The following is a 22,152-nucleotide window of genomic DNA, read 5'->3' as shown; positions in this document are numbered from 1 at the left end:
GATAAGGTCCTCGCCCTCGATGGGCGAGGTGGGCCCTCCGTAGCCTGGGCGAAGGAGGGGTCGGAGTGGGTGAAACGCCCGGCGAATTCACGCTTCGCGTTTCACCCCTTCCGTCCGCTGCGCGGACACCTTCCCCATCAAGGGGAAGGACCGTCCACCCAGCGTGTCAGGAGAAAGGGTCCTACTCGGACTTTTCTTCTTCGGCAGCAGCTTCAGCGGCCGGGGCCTCTTCGGCAGGTGCTTCTTCAGCAGCCGGGGCGGCAGCGGCGGCCTTGGCTTCTTCTTCGGCAGCCTTGCGGTCAGCTTCCTTCTCGGCCTTCTCGGCAGCGAGTTCCTTGGCTTTCTGGCCCGGCTCGGCCTTTTGCGGGTTGTTGCTGGCTTCCCATTTCCAGGCGTCAGCCTCGATCTGGTGGATGAAGCGGCCGACGCGATCGGTCGGCTTGGCGCCCTTGGCGATCCAGGCCTTCACCTTTTCCATGTCCAGCTCGACGCGCTGACCGTCTTTCGGCAGCATCGGGTTGTAGGAACCGATCTTTTCGATGAAGCGGCCATCGCGCGGCGAACGGCTGTCGGCAACGACGATGCGGTAGTAAGGACGCTTCTTGGCGCCACCACGGGCGAGACGGATTTTCAGAGACATAGGGGTATTCCTTCAGTTTGATCTTTGAATAACGTGACTATTTCTTCGGCAAACCCAGGGGCAGCCCGTCCGGACCGAGGGGCATGCCGCCACCCAGTCCCGGCAGGCTCGCAGGTTTGCTGGTGTTTGAATTTCCCAGACCCGGCAGTTGCGAGCCGGATGGCGCCTTGCCGCCCAGCAGGTCCTGTGTGGCGCGGCCCATATCGGCGGGGTTCATACCGCCCATCTGGCCGCCCATGCCTGGTGGCATGCCGCCGCCCATTCCGCCCATCATGCCGGCCAGACCGCCGCGGCCGCCCTTGGCAGCCTTCTTCATCATGTCGGCCATCTGGCGGTGCATCTTGATCAGCTTGTTCACGTCGGCAACCTGAACGCCGGAACCGGCGGCGATGCGCTTCTTGCGGCTGGCTTTCAGGATTTCCGGCTTGGCGCGTTCCTGCTTGGTCATCGACAGGATGATGGCTTCCTGGCGGGTCAGCATCTTGTCGTCCATGCCGGCAGCGGCCGCCTGGGCCTGCATCTTCTTGTTCATGCCCGGCAGCATGCCCATGATGCCGCCAAGCCCGCCCATGGTCTTGAGCTGGCTGAACTGTTCGCGCAAATCGTCGAGATCGAATTTGCCCTTGGCCATCTTCTTGGCCATGCGGGCGGCTTTTTCCTCGTCGACATTCTGCGCGGCCTTCTCGACCAGCGAGATGATGTCACCGCGACCCAAGATACGGCCGGCGACGCGCTTGGCGTCGAAGGCGTCGAGCCCGTCAGGCTTTTCCGAGACACCGAGGAATTTGATCGGCAGACCGGTGACAAGGCGCATCGAAAGCGCGGCGCCGCCACGGCCATCACCATCCATCCGGGTCAGGACCAGGCCGGTCAGCGGCAGGCGGTCATGGAAGCGACGGGCGGTCTCGACGGCGTCCTGACCGGTCAGGGCGTCGGCGACCAGCAGGGTCTCACGCGGATTGGTGACACGGGCGATATCATGCGCCTCGGCCATCATCTCTTCATCGATCGAGGTGCGACCGGCGGTATCGAGGATGACGACGTCAAAGCCCTGCAGGCGACCGGCATTCATGGCGCGTTTTGCGATGTCGACGGCGCGTTGGTTGGGCACGATGGGCAGGAAGGCGACGTCGATCTGTCCGGCGAGCTGCTGCAACTGCTCCATCGCCGCCGGGCGGCGGGTGTCGAGCGAGGCCAGCAGGACCTTCTTTCTCTGGGTTTCCTGGATGCGCTTGGCCAGCTTGGCCGAGGTCGTGGTTTTACCCGAGCCCTGCAGACCGGCCATCAGGATGGCGATCGGCGGTTCGCCCTCGAGCGACAGGCCGACCGGCTCGCCTTCGCCGCCCAGCAAGTCGACCAGCGCGTCATGGACGATCTTGATGACTTGCTGGCCCGGCGAGACAGCGCGGATCACGTCTTCACCAACGGCGCGCTCGCGGATCTGTTTGGTCGCGGCCTTCACAACGTCCAGGGCGACATCGGCTTCGAGCAGGGCGACGCGGATCTCGCGCAGCGCCGCATCGACATCCTTCTCCGACAGAACACCGCGTCCGGTGAGCTTGTCGAATACGCCGCCAAGTCGTTCTGTGAGTGTGTCGAACATCAAAACCTCAATCCATCGCCATCAACGCAAAGCAAACCAGCCCCGCTGAGCGAAAACTTCGCCGAGCAGGGTTCTCGCCGACCTCCCCCGACCACGTGGGGCGGATGTGCCGGTAAGACAAGCGGTGCGCTTGCATGATGAAGCGGGGCTAGTACGTGCCGTGTGGAAAAGAGTCAAGCCGCAAGCGGGCTCACTTCAGCCTGTCAGGCGCTAGCGGGCGCCGGCGGATGTGTCGCTGGCCACGGCCACGGTCTCGCTTTGCGAGAAGCGCAGGCTGGGACCGTCCGGGCGGGCTGAGAGCATGACGCCGAACAGCGACGCAAAGATCAGCGCCGCGGTCAGCCACAGGAGGGCTGTCTTTGCGAGCATGCTGATTGCGAACTGTGCCTTGGCCATGATGTCCTCGGGGCGGGATGCCCTGCCTGTTTGCGCCTTGAATGCGCGGTGTCATTACGCGGCTGAGTCCATTAACGGAGCCCTACCGCACGGAGTTGAAACGGGTTTAGCGTTAAGACAATCAAAACACGCTTCGACCTGTGGTTCCTGCGTATGCTTCAATTGTGGCCCCAATATGGGCGCCCGAATCCGAACTTCAAGAGCCACCGTGTCAGGGGATGCGCCGGCCCGCCCGCCGGGGACAAACAGGCAGAGGGGCCGGCGCCAGTTTGAGCGAGCGCAGCTATTTGGAGGGGGAGCCCGCGCCCGCTCGAGGGACGTGGATAGATACGTCACGCAGACCGCTCCGGATCACAATCATCCCGGTTCTTGTTGTGGAGAATCGGCACGCTGGTGGAACAGATCCACTATCCTCTTGGCCCGGACGATCAACCAGACCGCCGCCCAAACGTTGCCAAGAACAAAAATCGGCAGGATCCAGAACGCCGACTGCCGCCAGCCCCGTTCGATGGCCACAATCAGGACCGCGCTGATCAGGAAGCCGAAATACAGGTCAAAAAGTGTCACAAGGCCCCAGGGGTCAGACGTCAACCATTCGCCTGCGGCCGAGAAGTCCCCATTCAGGACAGCGAGTACAATCAACGCGGTCAGCATTGTGCTGCCAAGGATGGCGAGGAGGCGTATCGTTGCGGTCATGGGCGTTGGTACGCCCTGCCGATACCGTCGGATCAGTTTTCAATCCGGCACTGGTCGACCGGCACACGCGTTTGCTGCGGGAAGTTCGCCAGCCAGCAATCGTCAAAGACCGAGCAATAGCAAAGCTCCACCTCCAGCTGGAAGCGGATTGAGTCGAGCGCCTCCCAGACAAGGCGGACCTCCGGATCTTCCGGGTAGTCGAGCCGGGCGAAGGTCACCGTCTGTTGCGGTGCAAACACGCGCCCACCGATCACGTCGGTCACAAGGAAGAGGCGACCTTCCAGGAACAGGCGGCCGACATGATCAAGCCGCTCGTCGGCGTCCAAACCTTCCGGAGCGCAGCATTCGGCGAAGAACCGTTGTGGCGAGTCGATCGGCTGGCCGTCATCGAGCAGGCGCATATAGCGGACCTGGGCCGGCCCCAACCCGTTATTGGTGAAGTCGAGCGTGATGCTCCTGCGGCCTTCATTGCCGTCGTAATTGCCGTGTTGGAATTCCATCACCGGCCAGACACTGGCCGCGAGTGTCCGCTCCATGACGATGCTCTGGTGAACGGCGACGAACAGGGACGCGACCGAGATCACCACCACACTGCCGGCGACGATCAATTCGACAATGCGGTAGCGCATCTTCATGCGGAAAGGCCTCCGGTCCGGCAGGTTATCAGGCGCAGACTAGCGTGATTTCCCGACCGGACCAGATGCATGGAGGCGGACTTAGATAACGGCCGGGTCGCGGAAGCGTTCCTCGTCCAGCTCGCCTTCCCACTTGGCAACGGCGGTCGCAACGGCGGCATCGCCGGTCACGTTCACAGCCGTGCGTGCCATGTCCATGATCCGGTCGACCGGCAGGATGAAGCCGACAACAATCGCGGTGTGTTCCGGCGTTACGCCAAAGGTTTCGAGAACGATGGCCAGCAGGAAGAGGGAGGCCGACGGAATGCCGGCGGCGCCGATCGAGACAATCGCCGCGGTGAAGGCGATCATCACATAGTTCATGAAAGTAAGATCATATCCGAAAGCCTGCGCGGTAAAGAGCGCCAGGATGCCGAGGTAGAGCGCCGTACCGTCCATATTGATCGTGGCGCCGAGCGGCAGGACCGAGCCCGCGACAGACTTCTTGATGCCAAGGTTGTCGGAAGCGGCGGCAATCGTCACCGGCAGTGTGGCCGATGAAGAAGCGGTCGAATAAGCGACAGCAATCGGATCGGTCATGCCGCGGAAGAAGCGTACCAAGGGCAGGTTCAGGACAACCCGGACCAGGAAGCCATAGGTAATGATGGCGTGTGCGATCAGGCCGAGATAGACCGCAACAATCAGGACCAGAATTGACTGGAGCGCTTCGAGGCCCTGGCTGGCTGCCGTGTAGCTCACAAGCGCGAACACGCCGAACGGTGCCACCTCCATGACATAGTGCGTAATCTTGAGAACAACTTCCGACGCCGAGTTGAAAAGCTCTCCAAGCGGCTTGCCGGCGGCGCCCGTCGACAGGATCGCGACGCCAAGGAACAGCGAGAAGAAGATGATCGCCAGCACATCGCCGTCCGCGAGGGCGGCGACGGGATTGGTCGGCACGATTTCGAGCAAACGCTCCGTTACCGACGGCGGGTCCGTGTTGACGGGAACGGCCTCGACACCGGCGAGGTCTGCGCCCGCACCGGGCCTGAAGAGCGCGCCGAAGGTCAGGCCGATCACATTCGCGAAGAAGGTGGTCACCAGATACAACGCGATGGTCTTCAGGCCGAGTGAACCCAGCTTGGAGGGTTTGCCCATGGCTATGACGCCGGCCACCAGGGTGGTGAAGATCAAAGGCACGATCAACATGCGGATCAGATTGATGAAGAGCAGCCCGACAGGACGGATATAGGTGTCGATCCAGGAGGTGGCCGCATCCTGACCCATCGTGTTCGACGCAATCAGTCCGAACGCGACGCCCAGCACAAGCGCCGCCAGCACGCGCTGCCACAGTTTGATCTTGAACCACCAGCCCATGAAATCTCTCCCCGAAGTCCGCATGCCTTGGGCGCACGCGTATCGGAACGCACACTAGAGTGTGCGTCGACCGGGTCAATCGTTCGGGGTGGTGGTTAGTCCGCCTTGGAGGCGTAGGTCGCCTTCAGGATCAGGGCAGGCATATTGCTGAGGATCGCAACAAGACCGGCCAGGATCAGGAGCGATCCGATATTGCCACTGCCCAGCACGAGGCCAAGAAAGGCCATGCCGGCACCAACCTGCGCGGTCCGGGACGCCTGCAGCCAGGACTCATCGGCATGGCTGCGGGCCTTGTTGATCGTGTCGCGCGAAAACCAGATCTGTCCGCCACGGACATCATGGTCCGTGCGGGTGGAGCGACGAGGCAGCGGGTCGAGCGTATGGTCAATCATGGACATACGCTCATTATACGGACTTATTTTGGAGAATCAACTGGGCTGTGGGTAACTCGTTTTTGAAGCTTCTATCAGCCTATTGGGGGCAGTTGTTGAGGCTGCCCCCAATTGCGTCGTAGAGGGAAAAGTCAGGCTTCTGCGGCCAATACCGCCGCAACGGCATTGACGGTCGCGGCAATCCGCACGGCGGCCTGGATTTGGGTGGTGGTCAGCCCGTGCTTGCGCAGCTCGGCCTCATGGCTGTCGATGCACAGGCCACAGCCATTGATCGCGGAAACTGCCAGTGACCATAGCTCGAAATCGGCCTTGTCGACGCCGGGATTGGCAAGGATGTTCATGCGCAGCTTGGCCGGAAGCGTCCCGTATTCCTTGTTCTTCGACAGGTGGACGAAGCGGTAATAGACATTGTTCATGCCCATGATCGCAGACGCTGCCTTGGCGGCGCCCAGCGCTTCATCGCTCAGTCGGGCTTCGGCCTCGGCCTTGATGGCTGCCAGGGTCCGGGGTTCGCCGATGGCGTGTGCCGATGCGAGGAATGTGCCCCACTTTTTCTGGTCATCGAGCTCGGTCTCGCGACCCAGCGAAGACAGGTTGAGCTTCAGGTCCTTGGCGTAGTCAGGCAGCTCATTTTTGAGGGCATCAATCGACATCACATACTCCTGTGATCAGTTATGCGTTTGACACGCATTCGCAAATATTGAATGGGGTTCCCCGGAGCTGTGTGCCAGGCACACCTGAGCGGCAGCTCCGGGGAAATGCTGATGGCCCGCCGGAGGGAGGGGCCATCAGCGTGTTTCGTCGTTACAGCGTGTCGCCGCCAACCGGACGGTTGCACGGGCAAAGCTCGTCCGTCTGAAGGGCGTCGAGGACGCGCAACGTGTCTTCCGGATTGCGGCCGACATTGAGGTTGGTCACGTAGACGTGCTGGATCACATTGTGCGGATCGACAATGAAGGTGGCGCGATAGGCGACGCCCTCTTCAGAGCGGATGCCAAGGCTGTCGATCAGCGAACCGGTGGTGTCAGCAAACTGCCACATGCCGAGCTTGTCGAGATCCGGGTGCTCACGGCGCCAGGCCAGCTTGCAGAACTCATTGTCCGACGAACCGCCCATGACCACGGCATCACGATCTGCGAACTCTTCAGCCAGATTGGCAAAAGCGACAATCTCGGTCGGGCAGACAAAGGTGAAGTCCTTCGGATAGAAGAAGATGACCTTCCACTTGCCCTCGAAGCTTTCCTGGTTGATCGGCTCAAACGCCGAATTGCCGTTTTCCTCGTGCGCATTGAAGCCCGGCTTCACGCCGACAATTTCGAAATCAGGAAGTTTTTCGCCGATACCCAGCATCATGTCTCTCCAGTTGAACTGACCGGCTTAAGCGCCGGCCTTGATTGATGGCGCCGATGTGACGCCTGACTTTGGATAAATCCAATGGATTGTTTTTGGGGAAGTCATAGGTAATATCAATAGCAATGACGCAGCTCCCCACACTCCGCCAACTACAATTCATTATCGCCCTTGCAGAGCATGGCAGTTTCTCCAGGGCGGCCGAAGCTGTCTTTGTGACGCAGCCGACCCTGAGCGCAGCGATCAAGGAGCTGGAATCCATCCTTGGAACGGTCCTCGTCGAGCGCGGTGCTCGAGGCGCCGTGCTGACACCAGCCGGCGATGCGGTGCTCGAGCGGGCCCAACGCGTCATGACTGAGGCAGAAGATCTGGTGGTTGCCGCTCAAGCCGCCGGCGAACCATTGTCCGGACCCTTCAAGTTGGGTGTCATACCGACGATCGCGCCATTCTTGTTGCCGCAGGTCCTGCCGGCCCTTCGTGTGCGATATCCCGACCTCGAACTATTCCTGCGTGAAGATCTGACCGACCGACTGCTCGACGCCTTGCGCGACCGTCGGATCGATGCGGCCCTGATTGCGCTTCCCTACGATGCCGCTCTGATTGAAACGCATGCGGTCTGGTCGGACGAGTTCCTGTTTGCCGGGCCGCCAGGTCATCCGCTTGCCGGCAAGGCGACACTGTCTCCAAAGGATCTGACCGACGAGCCGTTATTGCTGCTGGAAGACGGGCATTGCCTTCGTGACCACGCCCTCGCTGCCTGCTCGACTGGCTCGGCGCGCTCTGACTTCGCGGCGACAAGCCTTCACACGCTGGTTCACATGGTCAAGTCGGGCCTGGGCGCGACGCTCCTGCCGAGGATGGCTGTGGATGCGGGCCTTGTTGACCGTATGGGACTGGAAGTGAGGGCATTCGACCCGCCGGTCGCCGGTCGTGAGATCGGAGTCGCCTGGCGCAAGGGCTCGGCCCGGGCCGAAGAAGCCGTCTTGCTGGGCGATGCCATCCGGGACGTCCTCGACAATCCGACCGACTGACACGGCCTGCTGCGTCATGCCGTCCCGCGACAGGTGCTATTGACCATGGTAGTTTCTGTCTGAACAGAAAGAGAAGAAGCCGCCATGAAGCTCTCTGCACCGATGCAGCGTTTCATTCTCCACTGGGGTGAGATGGGCGCGCGCTGGGGCGTCAACCGCTCCATCGCGCAGATACATGCCCTCCTCTACCTCGCCGAAAACCCCCTGCATGCTGAAGACATCACCGAAGTCCTGCAGATTGCCCGGTCCAATGTGTCGAACTCCTTGAAAGAGCTACAGACGCTCGGTCTGGTGCGGCGCGAGCACGTGCTGGGCGATCGTCGGGACCATTTCAGCGCGACCCACGAGCCCTGGGACATGTTGATGGCGATCGCCGAGGCCCGGAAACAGAGGGAAATCGACCCCATGATCGAAATCCTGAGGGAATGTGCCGATGCCGCCGATGCTGATCCCGATACGCCTCACCTGGCGCGCGACAGGCTAAGGCGGATGGAAGGGTTCGTTTCGAACCTGGACGGCTGGTACGCCCAGATAAAGAAACTGCCCCAAGGGACACTTGTGAAACTAATGGGGCTGGGGACGAAGATCTCCCGCTTCGTCGGTAGCTGATCTCCCGCCATGACGCATTTGTACAAGGCTCTTCTGGGTCCTGACTGGGAAACGCTTTCCCCGGTTACCCGCCACCTTCACTCACCGGACCCGATTGTGCTCCTTGAAGGTCGGGTCGACGTTGTGCGAGGCGCCAACCCGTTGGCCAGGCTGATTGCCCGAATACTCGGACTGCCCCGTGCCGGACAGCGGCAGTCAGCCCTGGTCAAGGTCAGCACTGCCGGATCAGGCGAGTTGCTCGAGCGCTGGTATGACGGGCGTCATTTCGCGACCGTCCAGGGCCGGTCCGGGGTCTGTCTGACCGAGCGCTTCGGGCCATTCAAACTGAGATTTACCCTGCGTGTCGACGCTGGCGTGCTGCATTTTGATCAGGCTGGCGTGGCGCTGTGGGGTGTCGAATTGCCCGGGCCCGTCTCGCCAAAGATATCTGCAACCGAACGGGCAGAGGCTGAGACACACCTATTCGACGTCGCGCTCAGCCTGCCGCTGGTCGGCCTCATCATTCACTATCGGGGAAGGCTGGGGGTCGCAGCCGACTGACGGCAATCCTCAGAACAGCTCGAGTACCTGTTCCGGCGGCCGGCCGATCATCGCGCGATCGCCGTGAATAACGACCGGGCGCTCAATCAGCTTCGGATATTTGGCCATCGCCTTGAACAACGCTTCTTCATCTTCGATCGCCTTCAGGCCAAGTTCCCGGTAATCGGGTTCTGCCTTGCGCAACCACTCGTGCGCGGACACGAAGCCGAGCTTCTTCATCACCGATTTCAACTCGGCGACGCTCGGCATGTCTTCCGTATAGTCACGAACTTCCAGATTGCCGCCGCGCGCTTCGAGCAATGCCAGCGTTTGCCGGGATTTCGAACAGCGTGGATTGTGCCAGATAATCGTCGAATCGGTCATTTAAGGTCCCTCAAGCGCGACCATGAAAGCCGGTCTTGTGCTGCAACATCAAGTCTTGGTCTGCTTTTTGCCTGCATTTCGCGCATCAGGAATCGTTTTCGCTGGCGGTCGACAGCAGCGCCCGGGCTGCCTCCAGATGCAGGCGCTCAACCATGTCCCCATCCAGGGAAATCACGCCCTTGCCGGCATTTTCCGGGCTTGCGAACGCGGCAACAATCTTCGCCGCATGTTCGAGATCACGGGCGGTTGGCCCGAAATAAAGATGCGCAAGATCGACCTGGCCGGGATGGATCAGGGACTTGCCATCAAATCCAAGGGCGCGTCCCTGTTCAGCTTCGGCCCTGAACCCCTTCGGATCACGGAAATGATTATAAACGCCGTCCAGAACATACAGATCGCGAGCTCGCGCCGCACCCACCATGTTGACCAGGTGTGGAATCAGGGCGAGCCGGTCATGTTCCGACGAGCAGCGCAACTCCTTGCAAAGATCATTGGTCCCCGCGATCAGGCCGGCAAGACCGGTTCCGACTGCGCTGGAAATGGCATTCAGCGCCAAAAGTGCACGTGGAGTCTCAATCATTGCCCAAATGGGAATCGACGATCCGTGCGAGCTGAGCGCCGACCGGGCAGCGTGCAGATCGCCGACCTGTTCGACTTTCGGCAGGACAATTGCGTCGGCGCGCGCGGCGGCCCGCATGTCCGCCGCACCCCACTCGCTGTCCAGCGCATTGATCCGCACGGCGCGTACCGATCCTGACGCGTCCCAGCTGCGCATCGCGGCCTCCACGGCTTCGCGGGCTTCGGCTTTTTCATCAGGGCCAACGGCGTCTTCCAGATCGAGGATGAGGAGGTCGGCGCCGACATGGGCAGCCTTTTCGATGGCCCTGGCTTTGGAGGCGGGGACAAAAAGCGCTGAACGGATCAATCGTCGCATCAAGTCGTTTCCGGGGCTTCTGCTCGGGGAGGTTTTGGATATAGCATGAATTCCATGCCGATGGCGCTGATCCTTTCCAGTCACGTGGCGGCCTCTCCTGTCGGGGGAGGTGCGTCCCAACGTGTGCTCAATGCGGCGGGAATTGACACCATGCTGGTCCCGACAGTGTTGTTCGGCCGGCATCCCGGCTGGGGTGTCCCGGGCGGCAGCGCGGTCGAGCAGGATCAGTTCGAGGGTGTCCTGTCAGGAATCGCCGACCAGGGACTTCTCGACATCACCGATATTGTTCTGACGGGCTATTTTGCCGATGTCGGGCAGGTCTTCGATACCGCCGCTGTGATTGACGTGGTTCGCAAGGGGCGCCGAACCAACAAGGGCGTCAAAGCCTTTGCCCCGACGCCGACCATCATAGTCGACCCGATCATGGGAGACGCGCCGGGCGGCCTGTATGTAGCCCCGGCCATCGCCGCGGCGATCAAGGACCAGCTGGTCAGTCGCGCCGATCTGGTCACACCCAACCTGTTCGAACTCGGCCATATCACCGGTCGACCGTTGACTGACCTGGCGTCGATCGTCCGTGCGGCGCGCGCCATGGACAGGCCGGTCCTGGTCTCGTCCCTGCCCCGGCACGGGCAGATTGGTGTCCTGTATGTCGACAGTTCTGAAGCCTGGCTGGTTACACACGAGAGAGTCCCGAAAGCACCCAACGGCACGGGCGACGTGCTAACCGCGGCCTTCGCAGGTCGGCTGATGGCGGGAGACAGCGCCCGGCAGGCGCTGGAGCACGCGGTCGCGGCGACGGTAAGCCTCGTGATGCGGGCCAATGAGTGGCGCGCTCCGGAACTGCCCCTGGTGGCGGCCTTGGAGGTTCTTTCGACGCCGCTCCTGACTTTGCAGGCCGAGGCCGTCCAGTTCGCTTGATCGCTATCGCGGCACGCGTTAGCCAGTGCGACATGAACACCGACACACTGCCAGCCCTTCACGGCCATGTCGCAACCGGTTTCGAACCGGTTGCTGAAGCCTTTCTCGCCAATTGGACCGATCATGACGAGATCGGCGCGGGGTTCGCGCTGACCCTGGATGGTGAGACGGTCGTTGATATTCATGCCGGTTGGGCAGACCGCAAGAAATCACGCGAGTGGCAGACCGATACGCTGGTTCCCGTCTATTCCACCGGAAAAGCAATCGCAGCCTTGGTACTCGCGCGTCTCGTTGATCGCGGACTCCTGTCCTATGACGCGCCGGTCGCTGATTTCTGGCCGGAATTTGCCGCCGGCGGCAAATCTTCCGTGACGGTGGCGGAGGCCTTGTCGCACCAGGCTGGTCTGTCAGGCATTGCCGAGGAAATGGATGCCGGTGACTGGTTCGATGCCGGGTTGATCGAGGAACGTCTGGCCCGGCAGGCGCCCTTGTGGCCGCTGGGGACCGGGTCAGGCTACCATCCGGTGACTTTCGGATTCATCGCCGATGCCCTCGCTCGCCGCACCGATGGCCGGTCAATCGGCGCTATCCTGCGCGAGGAGGTCTGCGGCCCCCGCAAGATCGATTTCCACGTCGGCTTGCCCGAGAGCGAGCATGGCCGGACCGCGGAACACGCCATGCCGCGTCAGGTCCCGGATCTGGGTGAGCGGACCCTGCCGCGTGAGCTGGCCTTCCTGAAGCCCTGGTCCTCGCCGGGCCGAAGGGGCGCCACGGAATGGCGCAAGGCCGAGTTCCCCGCCGCCAATGCCCACGCGACAGCGCCTGCACTGGCGCGTTTGATGACGCCCTATGCCGACGCTGGTCGACTGGAAGGCAAGCGCTTTTTCTCGGAGGATACTCTGGCTGCGCTGGTCAAGGAGCGCGTCAGCGGGCCGGACAAGGTCCTGCCTTTCGACCTGTCCTGGGGAGCCGGCATCATGCGCAATGTCAAACCGGGCTTCTATGGCCCGGCCCCCGAGACGGTCGGGCATTCCGGATGGGGTGGGTCGTGTGCCTTTGCTGATCCGGTGCGTGGTCTCACGGGCGCCTATGTCATGAACCGCCAGCATCACCACCTTGCGGGTGATCCGCGACCCGTGCGGATCATCGATGCGGTTTATGGCTGTCTCTGACGACGCCGATCGACCAGCTGCCTCACTCGCCCGATCGGTCCAGCCAGTCCAATGCCTCGGTCCTGTTTGTGAATACACCGATCTGGGTCTTCCAGTTTTCACGTGTCATGGCTGACCATAATTCAGGAATGATGCGTTTGAGGTCACTGGCGCAGACCAGCGCGGTTTTTGGCGAATGCCCTTGTCGATAGCGCTCATTCCAGGCGCGCATGAAGGCCTGGTGCGTCTTCATGGAATCCATGGTGAAGGTGTCCAGCGAGGCCTCGTCGCTGATGACCAGCAATATGTCGAAATCGCGGCCCCAGCCCGGCATGCCTGGCAACTCCGCAATGGCGTGTCGCAGGTTCAGCATGGTGGTATCGGAGCCGAAATCGAGTTCAGCCATTTTCAGCGAACTGTGGATCACCCAGCCCGAATTGCCCATTCCGCCCCCCTCAGACGCCCCGCCGAATCCTAGCCGAGGCAGCCGACAGCGCACCAGCGAAATCGTGTCTGGCGAGTGTCAGGCCGGAAAGCGCCTTTCCAGCCAATCCAGCATGTAGCCGTTCAAGGCCTCGGGCTGTTCCCACATGGTCCAGTGGCCGCACGCGTCGAGGACGGCAAACTCGACATCCTTGCACAGGGCTGGCATCCAGCCCGCCAGCTTGGGCGGAAGCATGAAGTCCAGCTCAGCCGATATCATCAGGCATGGCAGCGCGATGCGATGATCGACGCCACCCATGCGTCGCCAGTTGGCGTCGAAATTCCGATAGAGATTTATGCCAGGGCCAAAGCCGGTCTTGCGGTAGGCATCAGCGTAGACGGCCCGGTCATCCGGCCCGACGACAATCCGCTTCTCCGCCCGGCCCTGAAAGGCTTCGAACTGCGCTGGAATGTGCGTGATTTCGGGATAGTAATCTTCCAGCTTTCCGACTTTTGGTGGCGCTCCGAAGATGAATGCAAAGAAAGCGTCCTCCTTGCCATCAAAGCACTTTTCCGCCCGGCCCGGTTCCTGGAATTGCAGGATGTAGTGGTTGTCACCGCCGATATCATGAAAGGCTTCGGTTGGAGGTTGGGCTCCGCGGGGCAGGTGCGGAGTGTTGACGCCGATAACGCCGTCAAAGCGATCCGCGGCCAGCATTGCCGCGTGCCAGGTGATGATGCCGCCCCAGTCGTGACCGATCCAGACCGCTTTCTCGTGGCCCAGTGCATCCAGCAGGCCTGTCAGGTCGGCAATCAGTGTGTCGATATTGTAGGCGTCGGGGCCTTCCGGGCAGTCCGAACCGCCAAAGCCGCGCAGATCGGGCGCGATCACCCGGTATCCGGCCTCCGCCAGGACATTGATCTGGTTCTTCCACGAGTAGGCCAGTTCAGGCCAGCCATGGACCAGCAGCAGCGGTCGCCCGCCCTCGGGGCCGGCGAGGTGAACGGACAGCTCGATGCCATTCGTCGCAATTCGACAGGGCGCTGGAAAATCAGTCATGGAAAACCCTCGGCACCGGTCTGGAAACCATTGGAGATCAATCGCTTGTCGGTTCCCAGCAAAGGCCAGTCAACCAATTCGGTCAAGGGTGGTCATCGGCAAGGCCAGGTTAGTCGACCGGCGCCGCCAGCTTGCGTTCGCGACGTAGCTGGCTCCAGGTAAAACAGGCGACCCCGGCCCAAATGAACGCGAAAGTGATCAGGTGGCCCGTTTCAAAGGTCTCACCGGTCAGGATGCCGATTGTGAACTGGATGGTCGGCGCGGTGAACTGCAACAGTCCCATTGTCGAAAGGTGCAGGCCCCGGACACCGATTGTGTACAGCAGCAGGGGCACGACCGTGACCAGACCCGCTGCCATGAGCAGCCCTGCTTGGGCAGTGTTTTCGGTGAAGTGTCCCGCGCCGCTGACCTGCAACCAGACGAGTCCGATCACCGCGAAGGGCAGCAGGAAAAGCGTTTCCCACAACAATCCCGCCCGACCGTCGACAGCCGCGACTTTCCGCAGATACCCATAGGCCGTGAATGTCGTGGCCAGCATCAGCGACAGCCAGGGGACTTCGCCCACCGTGATGATCTGGTTGGCGACCCCTAATGCCGCCAAGGCTATGGCAGCTATGCGCCAGGGGCCAAGCGGTTCGCGCAGGATGATGACGCCGACCGCAACGCTCATGAGCGGATTGATGTAATAGCCCAGTGAGGCCTGCAGGACGTGCCCGGTATTGACCGCGAAAATGAACCCCCACCAGTTGACCGAGATCAGGGCCGATGTCGCCAGCAGGGTCAGCAGGGTTCGGCGGTCGGCCAGAACGCCAAGCGAGGCGCGCAACCGCCCGGACAAGGCGAGCGAGCCCGCCAGCAAGGGCACCGCCCAGACAATGCGGTGAAGGATGATCTCAACCGCCCCGGCGAAATCGAGAGTCTGGAAGAAAAGCGGGGCAACGCCCCAGATCAGATAGCCGGACAGCCCGGCCGCAAGAGCGCGCCGCATATCAGTCGAGGTATCGGTGGACATGCGGACTCCTGCTGCGCTGACTTGCATCGCACATAGGGAGTCCCCCTGTCGATGGCGACCCGCTTCTTGTGCATGGCAGTCTTGCGGCGTCCGTCAGGTCAGGCAGTCTTGCCCAGCAGGCCTTTGTTGAGCAGGCCTTCCGCGATCTGTACGGCGTTCAGGGCGGCTCCCTTGCGCAAATTGTCAGAGACGATCCACAGCGCGAGACCATTCTCGACCGTTGGGTCTTCGCGGACGCGGGAGACGAATGTGGCGAATTCGCCCACACATTCGACCGGCGTGATGTATCCCTCGTCCTCACGCTTGTCGATGACCATCAGGCCCGGGCTTTCGCGCAGCAGGTCGCGCGCCTCGCCCGACGACATCGGCGCTTCAAGTTCGAGGTGGGCGGCGATCGAATGGCCGACAAAAACCGGCACCCGCGCGCATGTCGCGAACAGCTTGATCTTGGCGTCGAGAATCTTCTTGGTCTCCACCATCATCTTCCACTCTTCCTTGGTGGAGCCGTCTTCCATGAAGACGTCGATATGGGGGATGACGTTGAAAGCGATCTGCTTGGTGAATGTCTGGGGCTCGATCGGATCGTTAACGTAGATGCCCTTGGTCTGGGTCCACAATTCATCCATCGCGGCCTGGCCACCGCCAGACACGGACTGGTAGGTGGCGCAGTTGACCCGCTTGATCCCGGCGCGCTCGTGAATCGGCTTGAGTGCGACCACGAGCTGGATTGTCGAACAGTTCGGGTTGGCGATGATGCCCTTGGCTTTTACGCCGTCGAGCGCATCCAGATTGACTTCAGGCACGACCAGCGGAACGTCGGGATCCATGCGCCAGGCCGATGAGTTGTCGATAACAATAGCGCCAGCTTTGGTGATTTTCGGCGCCCACTCCTTGGACACATCACCACCGGCCGACATCAGCACCAGGTCAACGCTGGAAAAATCGAAGGTCTCGGCATTCTTGCAGCGCAGAGTCCTGTCGCCATAGGAGAGCTCGACGCCCATGGATTTCCGGCTCGCCAGTGCGTGAACTTCATCGGCCGGAAACAGGCGCTCGGCCAAAATTGTGAGCATCTCTTTGCCGACGGCGCCCGTAGCACCGAATACCGCGATCTTAACGCCCATAATTCTCGACCTTTCAGTTTGCCGTTTGCTGGAGTCCGTGCCGAAGAAGGAGGCCTTAAACCTGCGACCGCGCCGTGGCTAGTGAGGATGTCATGGCGTCATTTCGATTTGGCATCAAAGTGTTCAAAAAATGATTCTGGCTTAACTCAATTGGATTGTTCAACCGGATCGACAGGTCATGCTGGTGAAATAATGCGGCCCGAGGGGGCCGGCGATTGATGCGGGCGTCTCGTTTGCTGATGGCCGCGGCGCCTGCCTACGGACGCAGGCTTTCGGCGGGCGAACGAACGGCGACCGGCTACAGCCGGCGCCAAATCCGCCAGGCGACCAGGCTGACCAATAAAAGCACGATGATCTCGAGCGCGTTCGCACCCAGAAAGACCGGGGTGATTAGCCGCTGCATCAGCCCCCAGGGGCCGTCATAGATCGTTTCGCCCTGTCGCCAGAAGCCGACATAAACGGCCCCGGCGACCAGGATGGCGACGCCAAAGAAAGCCAGCCGGATCATGGCGGCCGGGTCAAAGGACCGGCCGGACTCGGCTTGCTTGCGTCGATTGCGTCGGGAGCGTTCCAGAAATCCACGTCGGGTCATTTTCGATCTCCATAACGGGGCCCTGCGAGTGGCGGGGTCCGGCCGGTTTCCGGGGCGAGGCAGTCACCGATCATGACGCCCGTTCCATCCGCGGATTATGGCGCCAAGAGCACGCAGGGCCATAGGAGTTTCAGTTGCCTTGAGCGCGATTTCGTGCGCATAACGGCTCGGACGGGCGGCCGAACTGGCCGGACGGAATACTGATCGCCTACCCGGTGCTCAAGCCATGATCATCATGGCGAACGGTGACCGGGCCCATAGACTTCAGCCTTCCCCGACTTTCTACGTCCGTAATATCTGGTGTCAGGACGCTGGCACTGCACTTAATTTATGCCCGGACGCGGGGCATGCATACCGGGAAGGTTCCCAATGTCTACAGGTGTCGTTAAATTTTTCAACCAGAGCAAGGGCTTTGGCTTCATCACACCAGACGAGGGCGGCGATGACGTCTTCGTGCACATTTCCGCCGTCCAGGCTTCTGGCCTGCCGGGTCTGAGCGATGGTCAGAAAGTCTCCTTCGAAACCGAGCCGGATCGCCGCGGCAAGGGTCCGAAGGCGGTGGATCTGCAGCTCGCCGACTAAGGCAGTTCAGGGATCGCAAGATCTGGAAAGCGGCGCAGGGCACCAGCCCCGCGCCGTTTTCTTTGCCCGATCCTATCTGTCACCAAGCTCAGAGCGGACACGCACGGCGGTCGCCGGGAAATCGGTGAACACACCGTCGACGCCCAGTTCGTAGACGCGGCGCAATTCGGTTTCGATATCGACATTCTCGGCCAGCGGGACGTCGTCCCGGAACGTCCACGGGTGGACGGTCAGGCCCAGGGCGTGGGCGGCGGCGACAAAACCGGTGTCCAGCCCGTCTTTGGTAATGACGAGCGACTTGGCTGGGCCGACACCGTCCGCGAAGGTTGCAGCATCCGCCAAGGAAACGGTCGGCGTCAGCGGATCGGCATCCGGATCAAGCTCGACCATCGGGAAAACCAGCATCAATAACGGCGTCTCAACCTCGGTGTTCAGTCGGGCGAGAAAATCCGGCTCGAAACATTGGATGGCTGTGGTTGCATCAACCGTGTCGAGGTCACGCTCGCGCAGAATTCTGACAAGCTCGGGCAAGGGGTCCAGGCCGATGGAGGTGAAGTGGCCCGGTGCCTTGATCTCGGGCTCGGTCCTAGAACCGTGCTCGGCCGCCAGGTCGAGGACTTCCTCGAAGGTCGGAACCAGATAACGGTCATTATGGGTCTGGTCGCGCTGGGGCCAGGGCTGGCGGGCTCTCAGCGTGCGGATCTCGGCCAGGGTGAAGTCCTCGACCCACCAATCGGTCCGTTCGCCCTGACGACGCCGGCGATCGGCAAACTCCGGGTGATCGGCGACATTGGTGGTGGTCGACAGGTAGTGGTCATGCCGCACCACAAGGACACCATCCGACGTCATCACCAAGTCGGGCTCTATAACATTGGCCCCCTGTTCGAGGGCGAGCGTATAGGCTTCGATCGTGTGTTCCGGACGGTCACCACTGGCGCCCCGGTGGGCGATCACAAGTGGGGCTTCACCGTCGAGCGTTGTCCAGGCATACGGCGTGGCAGCATCGTCGGTCGCCGAACAGGCCGCCAGCCCTACCAGAACTCCAATGCTCATAAAGATTTGTCGCAAAGCCCTCTCCCGTTTCCAGTGCAAGCACACTAGCCTGAGCCGATGGCACACGGGAGTGACAAATGAGCGACAGGACCCGATTTGATGATCTGGCTGATGCGGCCGAGCGGTATGGTGGTTGCTCGCTCGACAATTATGCGGTGATCCGTTCGGTTGCCGAGAATATTTCGACGGGCTTCTGTCGTTTTCTCGGTGCCAAGGGCGAGGTTTGCGTTCATCTCGTCCCGCCGCAGGGCGCATGGTCTCCCCGGCCGTACAGGTCAGGTGCATTCTCGGTGTCCGGAACAGGCTTCCTGCCGCTCGGCGCAATCGCGTTCGGCCTGGCGGTGAAGGTGTCCCGCACCGGCGACTGGACGCGACTTGTGCTGACCTGCGCAAAAAAGGGCCAGCATGTCGAAATGGCAATTGCCAATGGTCCGGTGTTCGACCTGGATCTGCCCCTCGGAGAAGCGCCCTTGCGGGATGTCTATGACCGGCTACATGCCCATTTGGTGGCCTGGTTCAACGATCAGGCCGACCTGTATGAAAACGGTGATTATGGCGGGCGGTCGATCGGCTTTGAACTTATTCACGCCGAACAGGACTAGGCCGTACCTTCGGACGGGCCCTGTAACAGGAATCGAACGGCGAACTGGCCGCCTTTTGACTTGATAACCGTACAGGGCATGTCGCCGATTTCGATCGATTCACCGTCGAGAGGTGCCCGTTCGGTCTCGAAACAGGCTCCGTCCACCGACATCCGGATCAGACGGGCGGCGATGACTGTTCCGTCCTCGCAGCGGACGACGGCCTCGGCTTCGTCTGCGGTGACGCCGCCTGCTACTGCAAGTCGGGCCCGCGCACTCCGCATTGCGAGCGTCTTGGCCAGTTCGCGAGGCTGGCTGCGTCCGACAAACTGAACCGCGAACTGGCCGTCATTCGACCAGACCGTGGTGCCCTGGAAGGTGCCGAGCGCCGGTACGCTGAGCGAAACCAGGGCGCCGGACTCGGGCGGGTGTGAGGCTGCAGCCCGCATTCCGCCCGGCGCGATGTCCAGGATCAGGCAAGCGGTAGCCGAAGTTGAATGCGTTCCAAAGGTGCCGGGCAGACGCAAGGCAATCCGGTGAGTCGAACGCCGCTCCGGTGTGGAGGCCTGGTGGTCAAGCGCGCATTCCGCCATTGAGGTATCCAATCCTGCAGACAGTGTTGTGCCTGTCTAAACAATCCGCAGGAATAGTTACCTGAATCTGTGGAAACCATAATTCGTCGTGAATAAATTATTACCGCACGTTTTGGTTGATTCCGATCTGCGGCCTCGCGGCAAATCAGATACCGGTTCCCGCGAGCTGTCCGAATGCGCTGCTTCCCAAAAAGCCGCTACCGCCGATCAGGCTGCCGATCGTCAATGTGGTGAGTCTTCGCCGAACGACCAACGCGGCCACCCAGCGCGCCGCCGCGAAGAAATTGGGTGGGCCCAAAAGGGCAAGTGGACCGGCTATGCCGACCGCGGTCAAAAAGGAAACGATGATTAGTTGGGCTTCGGGCGGATATGCGTCCATTGGAGCCTCCCAGGCCATGTCGCCTGCGGGGCGACGAGCAGAACGAAACGCGCTAACACCACCCCATGATAGACACCGGACCTGACCTCACCCTGACCATCGCACTCATCGCCGGTTCAGGTGTTGCCGCCCAGTGGTTGGCTTGGCGCCTGCGCTGGCCGTCGATTGTTCTCATGATGGGGGCGGGCCTCATTCTCGGTCCGATATGGTCCGTTGTTGCTGGCGCTCCCCTCGTGCATCCGACAGCGGCCTTCGGGGACTATCTTCGCCCGATGATCGCATTGGCCGTGGCCGTCATCCTGTTCGAGGGTGGCATCACCCTCAATTTCCGCGAACTGCGTGACGCGTCAGGCCCGGTCCGGCGGATGGTCCTGCTCGGTTTTCCTCTCGGTTGGGCCGGCGCCGTCCTGGCACTGCATTATGTGGCCGGCCTTGCCTGGGACCTGTCCGCCATGATTGGCGCCCTGCTGACCACGACCGGTCCCACGGTGGTCCTGCCGCTCCTGCGTCAGGCCAAGCTGCCGTCCCGCATCGCTTCGGTGCTCAAATGGGAAGGCATCGTCAACGACCCGATCGGAGCGCTCTCGGCTGTCCTGGTGTTCGAAGCGATCCGTCAGACGGCCCTTGGCCAGGACTGGGTGCAGGCCGGCATGGCTCTGGCGCTGGGTGCGGTAATCGGCGGCGTTCTGGGATTCGGGTTCGGAGCTGGCCTTTCGCGTGCGTTCCGGAGAGGCTGGGTACCCGAGCCAATGAAGGCGCCATTGGTATTGGCGGCGGTTCTCGTATGTTTTTCCGTCGCAGACGCCCTCGCCAACGAAACAGGCCTGGTTGCGGTCACCCTGTTTGGTCTCGTTGTTGCCAATTCCCGCCTCGCGTCGATCGAGGAAATGCGCCGGTTCAAGGAAGGGATCGCATCGATCCTCGTGGCCAGCGTCTTCGTGGTCCTGGCAGCTGATCTTGCTCCGTCTGACCTGCTTGCCCTGAACGGATGGCATCTGGCGTTCGTGGGTGTGTTCATCCTGCTGGTCAGGCCAGTCACCGTAGCCCTGGCGACAATGGGTTCAGGGTTAAACCTGAAGGAGACGGCATTTGTCGGCATCGTCGGACCGCGCGGGGTCGTTGCGGCGGCTGCCGCCGGGCATCTTGCGGCAAGCCTGATCGAGGTCGGGCGCGACGATGCCGCGATCCTTGCGCCGTTGGTCTTCGCCACAATTTTCATCAGCGTGTTTGGCTGTGGTTTTGCTGTCGCCCCGCTGGCGCGATTGCTGGGGCTGTCGCAGAGCGGGCCGGAGCGGTTGCTGATTGTTGGCGCGAACCCGTGGAGTCTCGGGTTTGCGGATGCCCTGAAAAAAGCCGAAATACCCGTTACAATCGCCGACACCAGCTGGCGCCGCCTTCGGGCTGCGCGTCTGGCGGGCCACGAAATCCATTACGGCGAAGTCTTGTCCGAGGCCGCCGACTGGCAGTTGGAAATCGCCCGGTTTTCGGCGCTGCTCGCTGCGTCGCCCAATGATGCCTACAATGCGCTGGTCTGTATCGAGTACGGACCGGAGCTGGGTCGAAGCCGGGTCTTCCAGTTGTCCGGTTTTGATGGCCCTGTCGATGCCGATAAGGTCGAGGACGATCCCCGCGCCATTGCCTATACCGCGCGAGGCCGGACATTGATCCGGCGAGGGCGCGGCTATGACAGTCTCGCGCGTGACTGGTGGCAGGGCTGGCGCTTCCGCAATACCAAATTGTCGGAGACCTATCCGCTCGCAACCTATCTGGAAGAAGTCGGGGATGGACCTGATCTCGTGATCGCCCGATTGCCAAATGGGACATTCCATTTGTTGGGGACCGGGCGCGAGCCTCCTGCTCAACCCGGGACAATCCTTATCGGATTTGCCCCGCCGGATGCGAAGACCTCGACAGGTTCCGGCGAGGATCAGTCCTCGTAGGGCTGCGCACCGCCGGGAGGCGCGCCTCCGCAATAGGGCCAGTTGTCGGCATTGGGGTCGCCGTGCGGGCAGACTGAGTCGGTGCCTTCATAGATCGCGATGCAGCCTGAAAGACTGGCCGCGCCCAGAAGCACGGCAAGGACAAGAAGTGAACGCTTGACTGACATGATGGGGCCCCTCTTCGGCCATATCGTGC

28 protein-coding genes are annotated in these 22,152 nt (G+C 61.6%); 8 read left to right on the top strand and 20 right to left on the bottom strand.

The window, feature by feature from the left end:
- Positions 1 to 181 precede the first annotated feature (181 nt).
- The 9 genes from rpsP to ACN0X9_RS08010 all read right to left on the bottom strand — a co-directional run bounded on the left by rpsP (position 182) and on the right by ACN0X9_RS08010 (position 7,068).
- Positions 182 to 640 (bottom strand): 30S ribosomal protein S16, encoded by a 459-nt coding sequence (gene rpsP / locus ACN0X9_RS08050; RefSeq protein ID WP_011644821.1) that lies wholly within the window; start codon positions 638 to 640, stop codon positions 182 to 184.
- Between the two features lie 37 nt (positions 641 to 677).
- Positions 678 to 2,243 (bottom strand): signal recognition particle protein, encoded by a 1,566-nt coding sequence (gene ffh / locus ACN0X9_RS08045; RefSeq protein WP_417487096.1) that lies wholly within the window; start codon positions 2,241 to 2,243, stop codon positions 678 to 680.
- A 210-nt stretch (positions 2,244 to 2,453) separates the two neighbouring features.
- A complete protein-coding gene (locus tag ACN0X9_RS08040; protein ID WP_417487095.1) occupies positions 2,454 to 2,639 on the bottom strand; it encodes a hypothetical protein in 186 nt (61 codons plus the stop codon).
- 357 nt (positions 2,640 to 2,996) lie between these two features.
- Positions 2,997 to 3,335, bottom strand: coding sequence for a DUF1475 family protein (locus tag ACN0X9_RS08035; protein WP_417487094.1), 339 nt, complete (start codon positions 3,333 to 3,335; stop codon positions 2,997 to 2,999).
- Positions 3,336 to 3,367: 32 nt separating this feature from the next.
- Positions 3,368 to 3,970, bottom strand: a complete 603-nt coding sequence (locus tag ACN0X9_RS08030; protein WP_417487093.1) for a hypothetical protein — start codon at positions 3,968 to 3,970, stop codon at positions 3,368 to 3,370.
- Between the two features lie 81 nt (positions 3,971 to 4,051).
- Entirely contained in the window at positions 4,052 to 5,326 is a 1,275-nt protein-coding gene (locus tag ACN0X9_RS08025) for a dicarboxylate/amino acid:cation symporter (RefSeq protein WP_417487092.1), read from the bottom strand.
- Positions 5,327 to 5,421: 95 nt separating this feature from the next.
- Positions 5,422 to 5,718, bottom strand: coding sequence for a hypothetical protein (locus ACN0X9_RS08020; RefSeq protein WP_417487091.1), 297 nt, complete (start codon positions 5,716 to 5,718; stop codon positions 5,422 to 5,424).
- A 131-nt stretch (positions 5,719 to 5,849) separates the two neighbouring features.
- Positions 5,850 to 6,371, bottom strand: a complete 522-nt coding sequence (locus ACN0X9_RS08015; protein ID WP_417487090.1) for a carboxymuconolactone decarboxylase family protein — start codon at positions 6,369 to 6,371, stop codon at positions 5,850 to 5,852.
- Between the two features lie 151 nt (positions 6,372 to 6,522).
- Positions 6,523 to 7,068 (bottom strand): peroxiredoxin, encoded by a 546-nt coding sequence (locus tag ACN0X9_RS08010; protein ID WP_417487127.1) that lies wholly within the window; start codon positions 7,066 to 7,068, stop codon positions 6,523 to 6,525.
- A 125-nt stretch (positions 7,069 to 7,193) separates the two neighbouring features.
- Between ACN0X9_RS08010 and ACN0X9_RS08005 the strand changes: the two genes are divergently transcribed.
- The 3 genes from ACN0X9_RS08005 to ACN0X9_RS07995 all read left to right on the top strand — a co-directional run bounded on the left by ACN0X9_RS08005 (position 7,194) and on the right by ACN0X9_RS07995 (position 9,248).
- Positions 7,194 to 8,099, top strand: a complete 906-nt coding sequence (locus ACN0X9_RS08005) for a hydrogen peroxide-inducible genes activator (RefSeq protein WP_417487089.1) — start codon at positions 7,194 to 7,196, stop codon at positions 8,097 to 8,099.
- A gap of 84 nt (positions 8,100 to 8,183) precedes the next feature.
- Positions 8,184 to 8,708 (top strand): GbsR/MarR family transcriptional regulator, encoded by a 525-nt coding sequence (locus tag ACN0X9_RS08000; RefSeq protein ID WP_417487088.1) that lies wholly within the window; start codon positions 8,184 to 8,186, stop codon positions 8,706 to 8,708.
- Between the two features lie 9 nt (positions 8,709 to 8,717).
- Positions 8,718 to 9,248 carry a DUF4166 domain-containing protein gene (locus tag ACN0X9_RS07995; RefSeq protein WP_417487087.1) on the top strand — a complete coding sequence of 177 codons (531 nt, stop codon included), beginning with the start codon at positions 8,718 to 8,720 and terminating at the stop codon, positions 9,246 to 9,248.
- A 9-nt stretch (positions 9,249 to 9,257) separates the two neighbouring features.
- On the opposite strand, the gene arsC is transcribed toward ACN0X9_RS07995, so the two are convergent.
- Positions 9,258 to 9,611, bottom strand: a complete 354-nt coding sequence (arsC, locus tag ACN0X9_RS07990) for an arsenate reductase (glutaredoxin) (RefSeq protein WP_417487086.1) — start codon at positions 9,609 to 9,611, stop codon at positions 9,258 to 9,260.
- Between the two features lie 85 nt (positions 9,612 to 9,696).
- Positions 9,697 to 10,728 (bottom strand): HpcH/HpaI aldolase/citrate lyase family protein, encoded by a 1,032-nt coding sequence (locus tag ACN0X9_RS07985; protein ID WP_417487085.1) that lies wholly within the window; start codon positions 10,726 to 10,728, stop codon positions 9,697 to 9,699.
- Here ACN0X9_RS07985 and ACN0X9_RS07980 point away from each other — a divergent pair.
- A complete protein-coding gene (locus ACN0X9_RS07980) occupies positions 10,696 to 11,466 on the top strand; it encodes a PfkB family carbohydrate kinase (protein ID WP_417487084.1) in 771 nt (256 codons plus the stop codon). The two genes, ACN0X9_RS07985 and ACN0X9_RS07980, sit on opposite strands and share 33 nt — an antisense overlap.
- Before the next feature lie 32 nt (positions 11,467 to 11,498).
- On the top strand, positions 11,499 to 12,638 hold the full coding sequence (locus ACN0X9_RS07975; protein ID WP_417487083.1) for a serine hydrolase domain-containing protein: 1,140 nt from the start codon (positions 11,499 to 11,501) through the stop codon (positions 12,636 to 12,638).
- Positions 12,639 to 12,660: 22 nt separating this feature from the next.
- Here ACN0X9_RS07975 and ACN0X9_RS07970 read toward each other — a convergent pair whose 3' ends face one another.
- The 5 genes from ACN0X9_RS07970 to ACN0X9_RS07950 form a co-directional block, all read right to left on the bottom strand.
- Positions 12,661 to 13,062 (bottom strand): hypothetical protein, encoded by a 402-nt coding sequence (locus ACN0X9_RS07970; RefSeq protein WP_417487082.1) that lies wholly within the window; start codon positions 13,060 to 13,062, stop codon positions 12,661 to 12,663.
- A gap of 78 nt (positions 13,063 to 13,140) precedes the next feature.
- Positions 13,141 to 14,100, bottom strand: a complete 960-nt coding sequence (locus tag ACN0X9_RS07965; protein WP_417487081.1) for an alpha/beta fold hydrolase — start codon at positions 14,098 to 14,100, stop codon at positions 13,141 to 13,143.
- Between the two features lie 109 nt (positions 14,101 to 14,209).
- Positions 14,210 to 15,112, bottom strand: coding sequence for an EamA family transporter RarD (gene rarD, locus ACN0X9_RS07960; RefSeq protein WP_417487080.1), 903 nt, complete (start codon positions 15,110 to 15,112; stop codon positions 14,210 to 14,212).
- A gap of 98 nt (positions 15,113 to 15,210) precedes the next feature.
- Positions 15,211 to 16,236 carry an aspartate-semialdehyde dehydrogenase gene (locus ACN0X9_RS07955; RefSeq protein WP_417487079.1) on the bottom strand — a complete coding sequence of 342 codons (1,026 nt, stop codon included), beginning with the start codon at positions 16,234 to 16,236 and terminating at the stop codon, positions 15,211 to 15,213.
- Between the two features lie 298 nt (positions 16,237 to 16,534).
- Positions 16,535 to 16,828, bottom strand: a complete 294-nt coding sequence (locus ACN0X9_RS07950) for a hypothetical protein (RefSeq protein ID WP_417487078.1) — start codon at positions 16,826 to 16,828, stop codon at positions 16,535 to 16,537.
- Between the two features lie 369 nt (positions 16,829 to 17,197).
- Here ACN0X9_RS07950 and ACN0X9_RS07945 point away from each other — a divergent pair, with 369 nt between their 5' ends.
- Entirely contained in the window at positions 17,198 to 17,410 is a 213-nt protein-coding gene (locus ACN0X9_RS07945) for a cold-shock protein (protein WP_011644798.1), read from the top strand.
- Between the two features lie 72 nt (positions 17,411 to 17,482).
- Here the strand turns inward: ACN0X9_RS07945 and ACN0X9_RS07940 are convergent, their stop codons facing one another.
- Entirely contained in the window at positions 17,483 to 18,478 is a 996-nt protein-coding gene (locus ACN0X9_RS07940) for a glycerophosphodiester phosphodiesterase family protein (protein WP_417487077.1), read from the bottom strand.
- Positions 18,479 to 18,540: 62 nt separating this feature from the next.
- On the opposite strand from ACN0X9_RS07940, the gene ACN0X9_RS07935 reads away from it, so the two are divergent.
- Positions 18,541 to 19,065, top strand: a complete 525-nt coding sequence (locus ACN0X9_RS07935) for a hypothetical protein (protein ID WP_417487076.1) — start codon at positions 18,541 to 18,543, stop codon at positions 19,063 to 19,065.
- Here the strand turns inward: ACN0X9_RS07935 and ACN0X9_RS07930 are convergent.
- Complete coding sequence (locus tag ACN0X9_RS07930) at positions 19,062 to 19,637, bottom strand: PilZ domain-containing protein (protein WP_417487075.1); 576 nt, start codon at positions 19,635 to 19,637, stop codon at positions 19,062 to 19,064. The genes ACN0X9_RS07935 and ACN0X9_RS07930 overlap by 4 nt on opposite strands.
- Positions 19,638 to 19,782: 145 nt before the next feature.
- On the bottom strand, positions 19,783 to 20,016 hold the full coding sequence (locus tag ACN0X9_RS07925; protein WP_417487074.1) for a hypothetical protein: 234 nt from the start codon (positions 20,014 to 20,016) through the stop codon (positions 19,783 to 19,785).
- Positions 20,017 to 20,081: 65 nt separating this feature from the next.
- On the opposite strand from ACN0X9_RS07925, the gene ACN0X9_RS07920 reads away from it, so the two are divergent.
- Positions 20,082 to 21,956, top strand: coding sequence for a cation:proton antiporter (locus ACN0X9_RS07920; RefSeq protein ID WP_417487073.1), 1,875 nt, complete (start codon positions 20,082 to 20,084; stop codon positions 21,954 to 21,956).
- Here the strand turns inward: ACN0X9_RS07920 and ACN0X9_RS07915 are convergent.
- Positions 21,944 to 22,123: a hypothetical protein gene (locus tag ACN0X9_RS07915; RefSeq protein ID WP_417487072.1), complete on the bottom strand. Its 180-nt coding sequence runs from the start codon at positions 22,121 to 22,123 to the stop codon at positions 21,944 to 21,946. The genes ACN0X9_RS07920 and ACN0X9_RS07915 overlap by 13 nt on opposite strands.
- Positions 22,124 to 22,152 lie beyond the last annotated feature (29 nt).

The organism is Maricaulis sp. (genome assembly GCF_048268525.1).
Lineage (GTDB): Bacteria > Pseudomonadota > Alphaproteobacteria > Caulobacterales > Maricaulaceae > Maricaulis.
Note: the sequence above shows the minus strand (reverse complement) of the source record. Positions and strands in the feature narration are given on the sequence as shown.

What these genes read in the sequence shown, in the direction of transcription:
- rpsP (WP_011644821.1), bottom strand. Translation starts at nt 640, where the DNA reads ATGTCTCTGAAAATCCGTCTCGCCCGTGGTGGCGCCAAGAAGCGTCCT.
- ffh (WP_417487096.1), bottom strand. Translation starts at nt 2,243, where the DNA reads ATGTTCGACACACTCACAGAACGACTTGGCGGCGTATTCGACAAGCTC.
- ACN0X9_RS08040 (WP_417487095.1), bottom strand. Translation starts at nt 2,639, where the DNA reads ATGGCCAAGGCACAGTTCGCAATCAGCATGCTCGCAAAGACAGCCCTC.
- ACN0X9_RS08035 (WP_417487094.1), bottom strand. Translation starts at nt 3,335, where the DNA reads ATGACCGCAACGATACGCCTCCTCGCCATCCTTGGCAGCACAATGCTG.
- ACN0X9_RS08030 (WP_417487093.1), bottom strand. Translation starts at nt 3,970, where the DNA reads ATGAAGATGCGCTACCGCATTGTCGAATTGATCGTCGCCGGCAGTGTG.
- ACN0X9_RS08025 (WP_417487092.1), bottom strand. Translation starts at nt 5,326, where the DNA reads ATGGGCTGGTGGTTCAAGATCAAACTGTGGCAGCGCGTGCTGGCGGCG.
- ACN0X9_RS08020 (WP_417487091.1), bottom strand. Translation starts at nt 5,718, where the DNA reads ATGATTGACCATACGCTCGACCCGCTGCCTCGTCGCTCCACCCGCACG.
- ACN0X9_RS08015 (WP_417487090.1), bottom strand. Translation starts at nt 6,371, where the DNA reads ATGTCGATTGATGCCCTCAAAAATGAGCTGCCTGACTACGCCAAGGAC.
- ACN0X9_RS08010 (WP_417487127.1), bottom strand. Translation starts at nt 7,068, where the DNA reads ATGCTGGGTATCGGCGAAAAACTTCCTGATTTCGAAATTGTCGGCGTG.
- ACN0X9_RS08005 (WP_417487089.1), top strand. Translation starts at nt 7,194, where the DNA reads ATGACGCAGCTCCCCACACTCCGCCAACTACAATTCATTATCGCCCTT.
- ACN0X9_RS08000 (WP_417487088.1), top strand. Translation starts at nt 8,184, where the DNA reads ATGAAGCTCTCTGCACCGATGCAGCGTTTCATTCTCCACTGGGGTGAG.
- ACN0X9_RS07995 (WP_417487087.1), top strand. Translation starts at nt 8,718, where the DNA reads ATGACGCATTTGTACAAGGCTCTTCTGGGTCCTGACTGGGAAACGCTT.
- arsC (WP_417487086.1), bottom strand. Translation starts at nt 9,611, where the DNA reads ATGACCGATTCGACGATTATCTGGCACAATCCACGCTGTTCGAAATCC.
- ACN0X9_RS07980 (WP_417487084.1), top strand. Translation starts at nt 10,696, where the DNA reads ATGCTGGTCCCGACAGTGTTGTTCGGCCGGCATCCCGGCTGGGGTGTC.
- ACN0X9_RS07985 (WP_417487085.1), bottom strand. Translation starts at nt 10,728, where the DNA reads ATGCCGGCCGAACAACACTGTCGGGACCAGCATGGTGTCAATTCCCGC.
- ACN0X9_RS07975 (WP_417487083.1), top strand. Translation starts at nt 11,499, where the DNA reads ATGAACACCGACACACTGCCAGCCCTTCACGGCCATGTCGCAACCGGT.
- ACN0X9_RS07970 (WP_417487082.1), bottom strand. Translation starts at nt 13,062, where the DNA reads ATGGGCAATTCGGGCTGGGTGATCCACAGTTCGCTGAAAATGGCTGAA.
- ACN0X9_RS07965 (WP_417487081.1), bottom strand. Translation starts at nt 14,100, where the DNA reads ATGACTGATTTTCCAGCGCCCTGTCGAATTGCGACGAATGGCATCGAG.
- rarD (WP_417487080.1), bottom strand. Translation starts at nt 15,112, where the DNA reads ATGTCCACCGATACCTCGACTGATATGCGGCGCGCTCTTGCGGCCGGG.
- ACN0X9_RS07955 (WP_417487079.1), bottom strand. Translation starts at nt 16,236, where the DNA reads ATGGGCGTTAAGATCGCGGTATTCGGTGCTACGGGCGCCGTCGGCAAA.
- ACN0X9_RS07950 (WP_417487078.1), bottom strand. Translation starts at nt 16,828, where the DNA reads ATGACCCGACGTGGATTTCTGGAACGCTCCCGACGCAATCGACGCAAG.
- ACN0X9_RS07945 (WP_011644798.1), top strand. Translation starts at nt 17,198, where the DNA reads ATGTCTACAGGTGTCGTTAAATTTTTCAACCAGAGCAAGGGCTTTGGC.
- ACN0X9_RS07935 (WP_417487076.1), top strand. Translation starts at nt 18,541, where the DNA reads ATGAGCGACAGGACCCGATTTGATGATCTGGCTGATGCGGCCGAGCGG.
- ACN0X9_RS07930 (WP_417487075.1), bottom strand. Translation starts at nt 19,637, where the DNA reads ATGGCGGAATGCGCGCTTGACCACCAGGCCTCCACACCGGAGCGGCGT.
- ACN0X9_RS07925 (WP_417487074.1), bottom strand. Translation starts at nt 20,016, where the DNA reads ATGGACGCATATCCGCCCGAAGCCCAACTAATCATCGTTTCCTTTTTG.
- ACN0X9_RS07920 (WP_417487073.1), top strand. Translation starts at nt 20,082, where the DNA reads ATGATAGACACCGGACCTGACCTCACCCTGACCATCGCACTCATCGCC.
- ACN0X9_RS07915 (WP_417487072.1), bottom strand. Translation starts at nt 22,123, where the DNA reads ATGTCAGTCAAGCGTTCACTTCTTGTCCTTGCCGTGCTTCTGGGCGCG.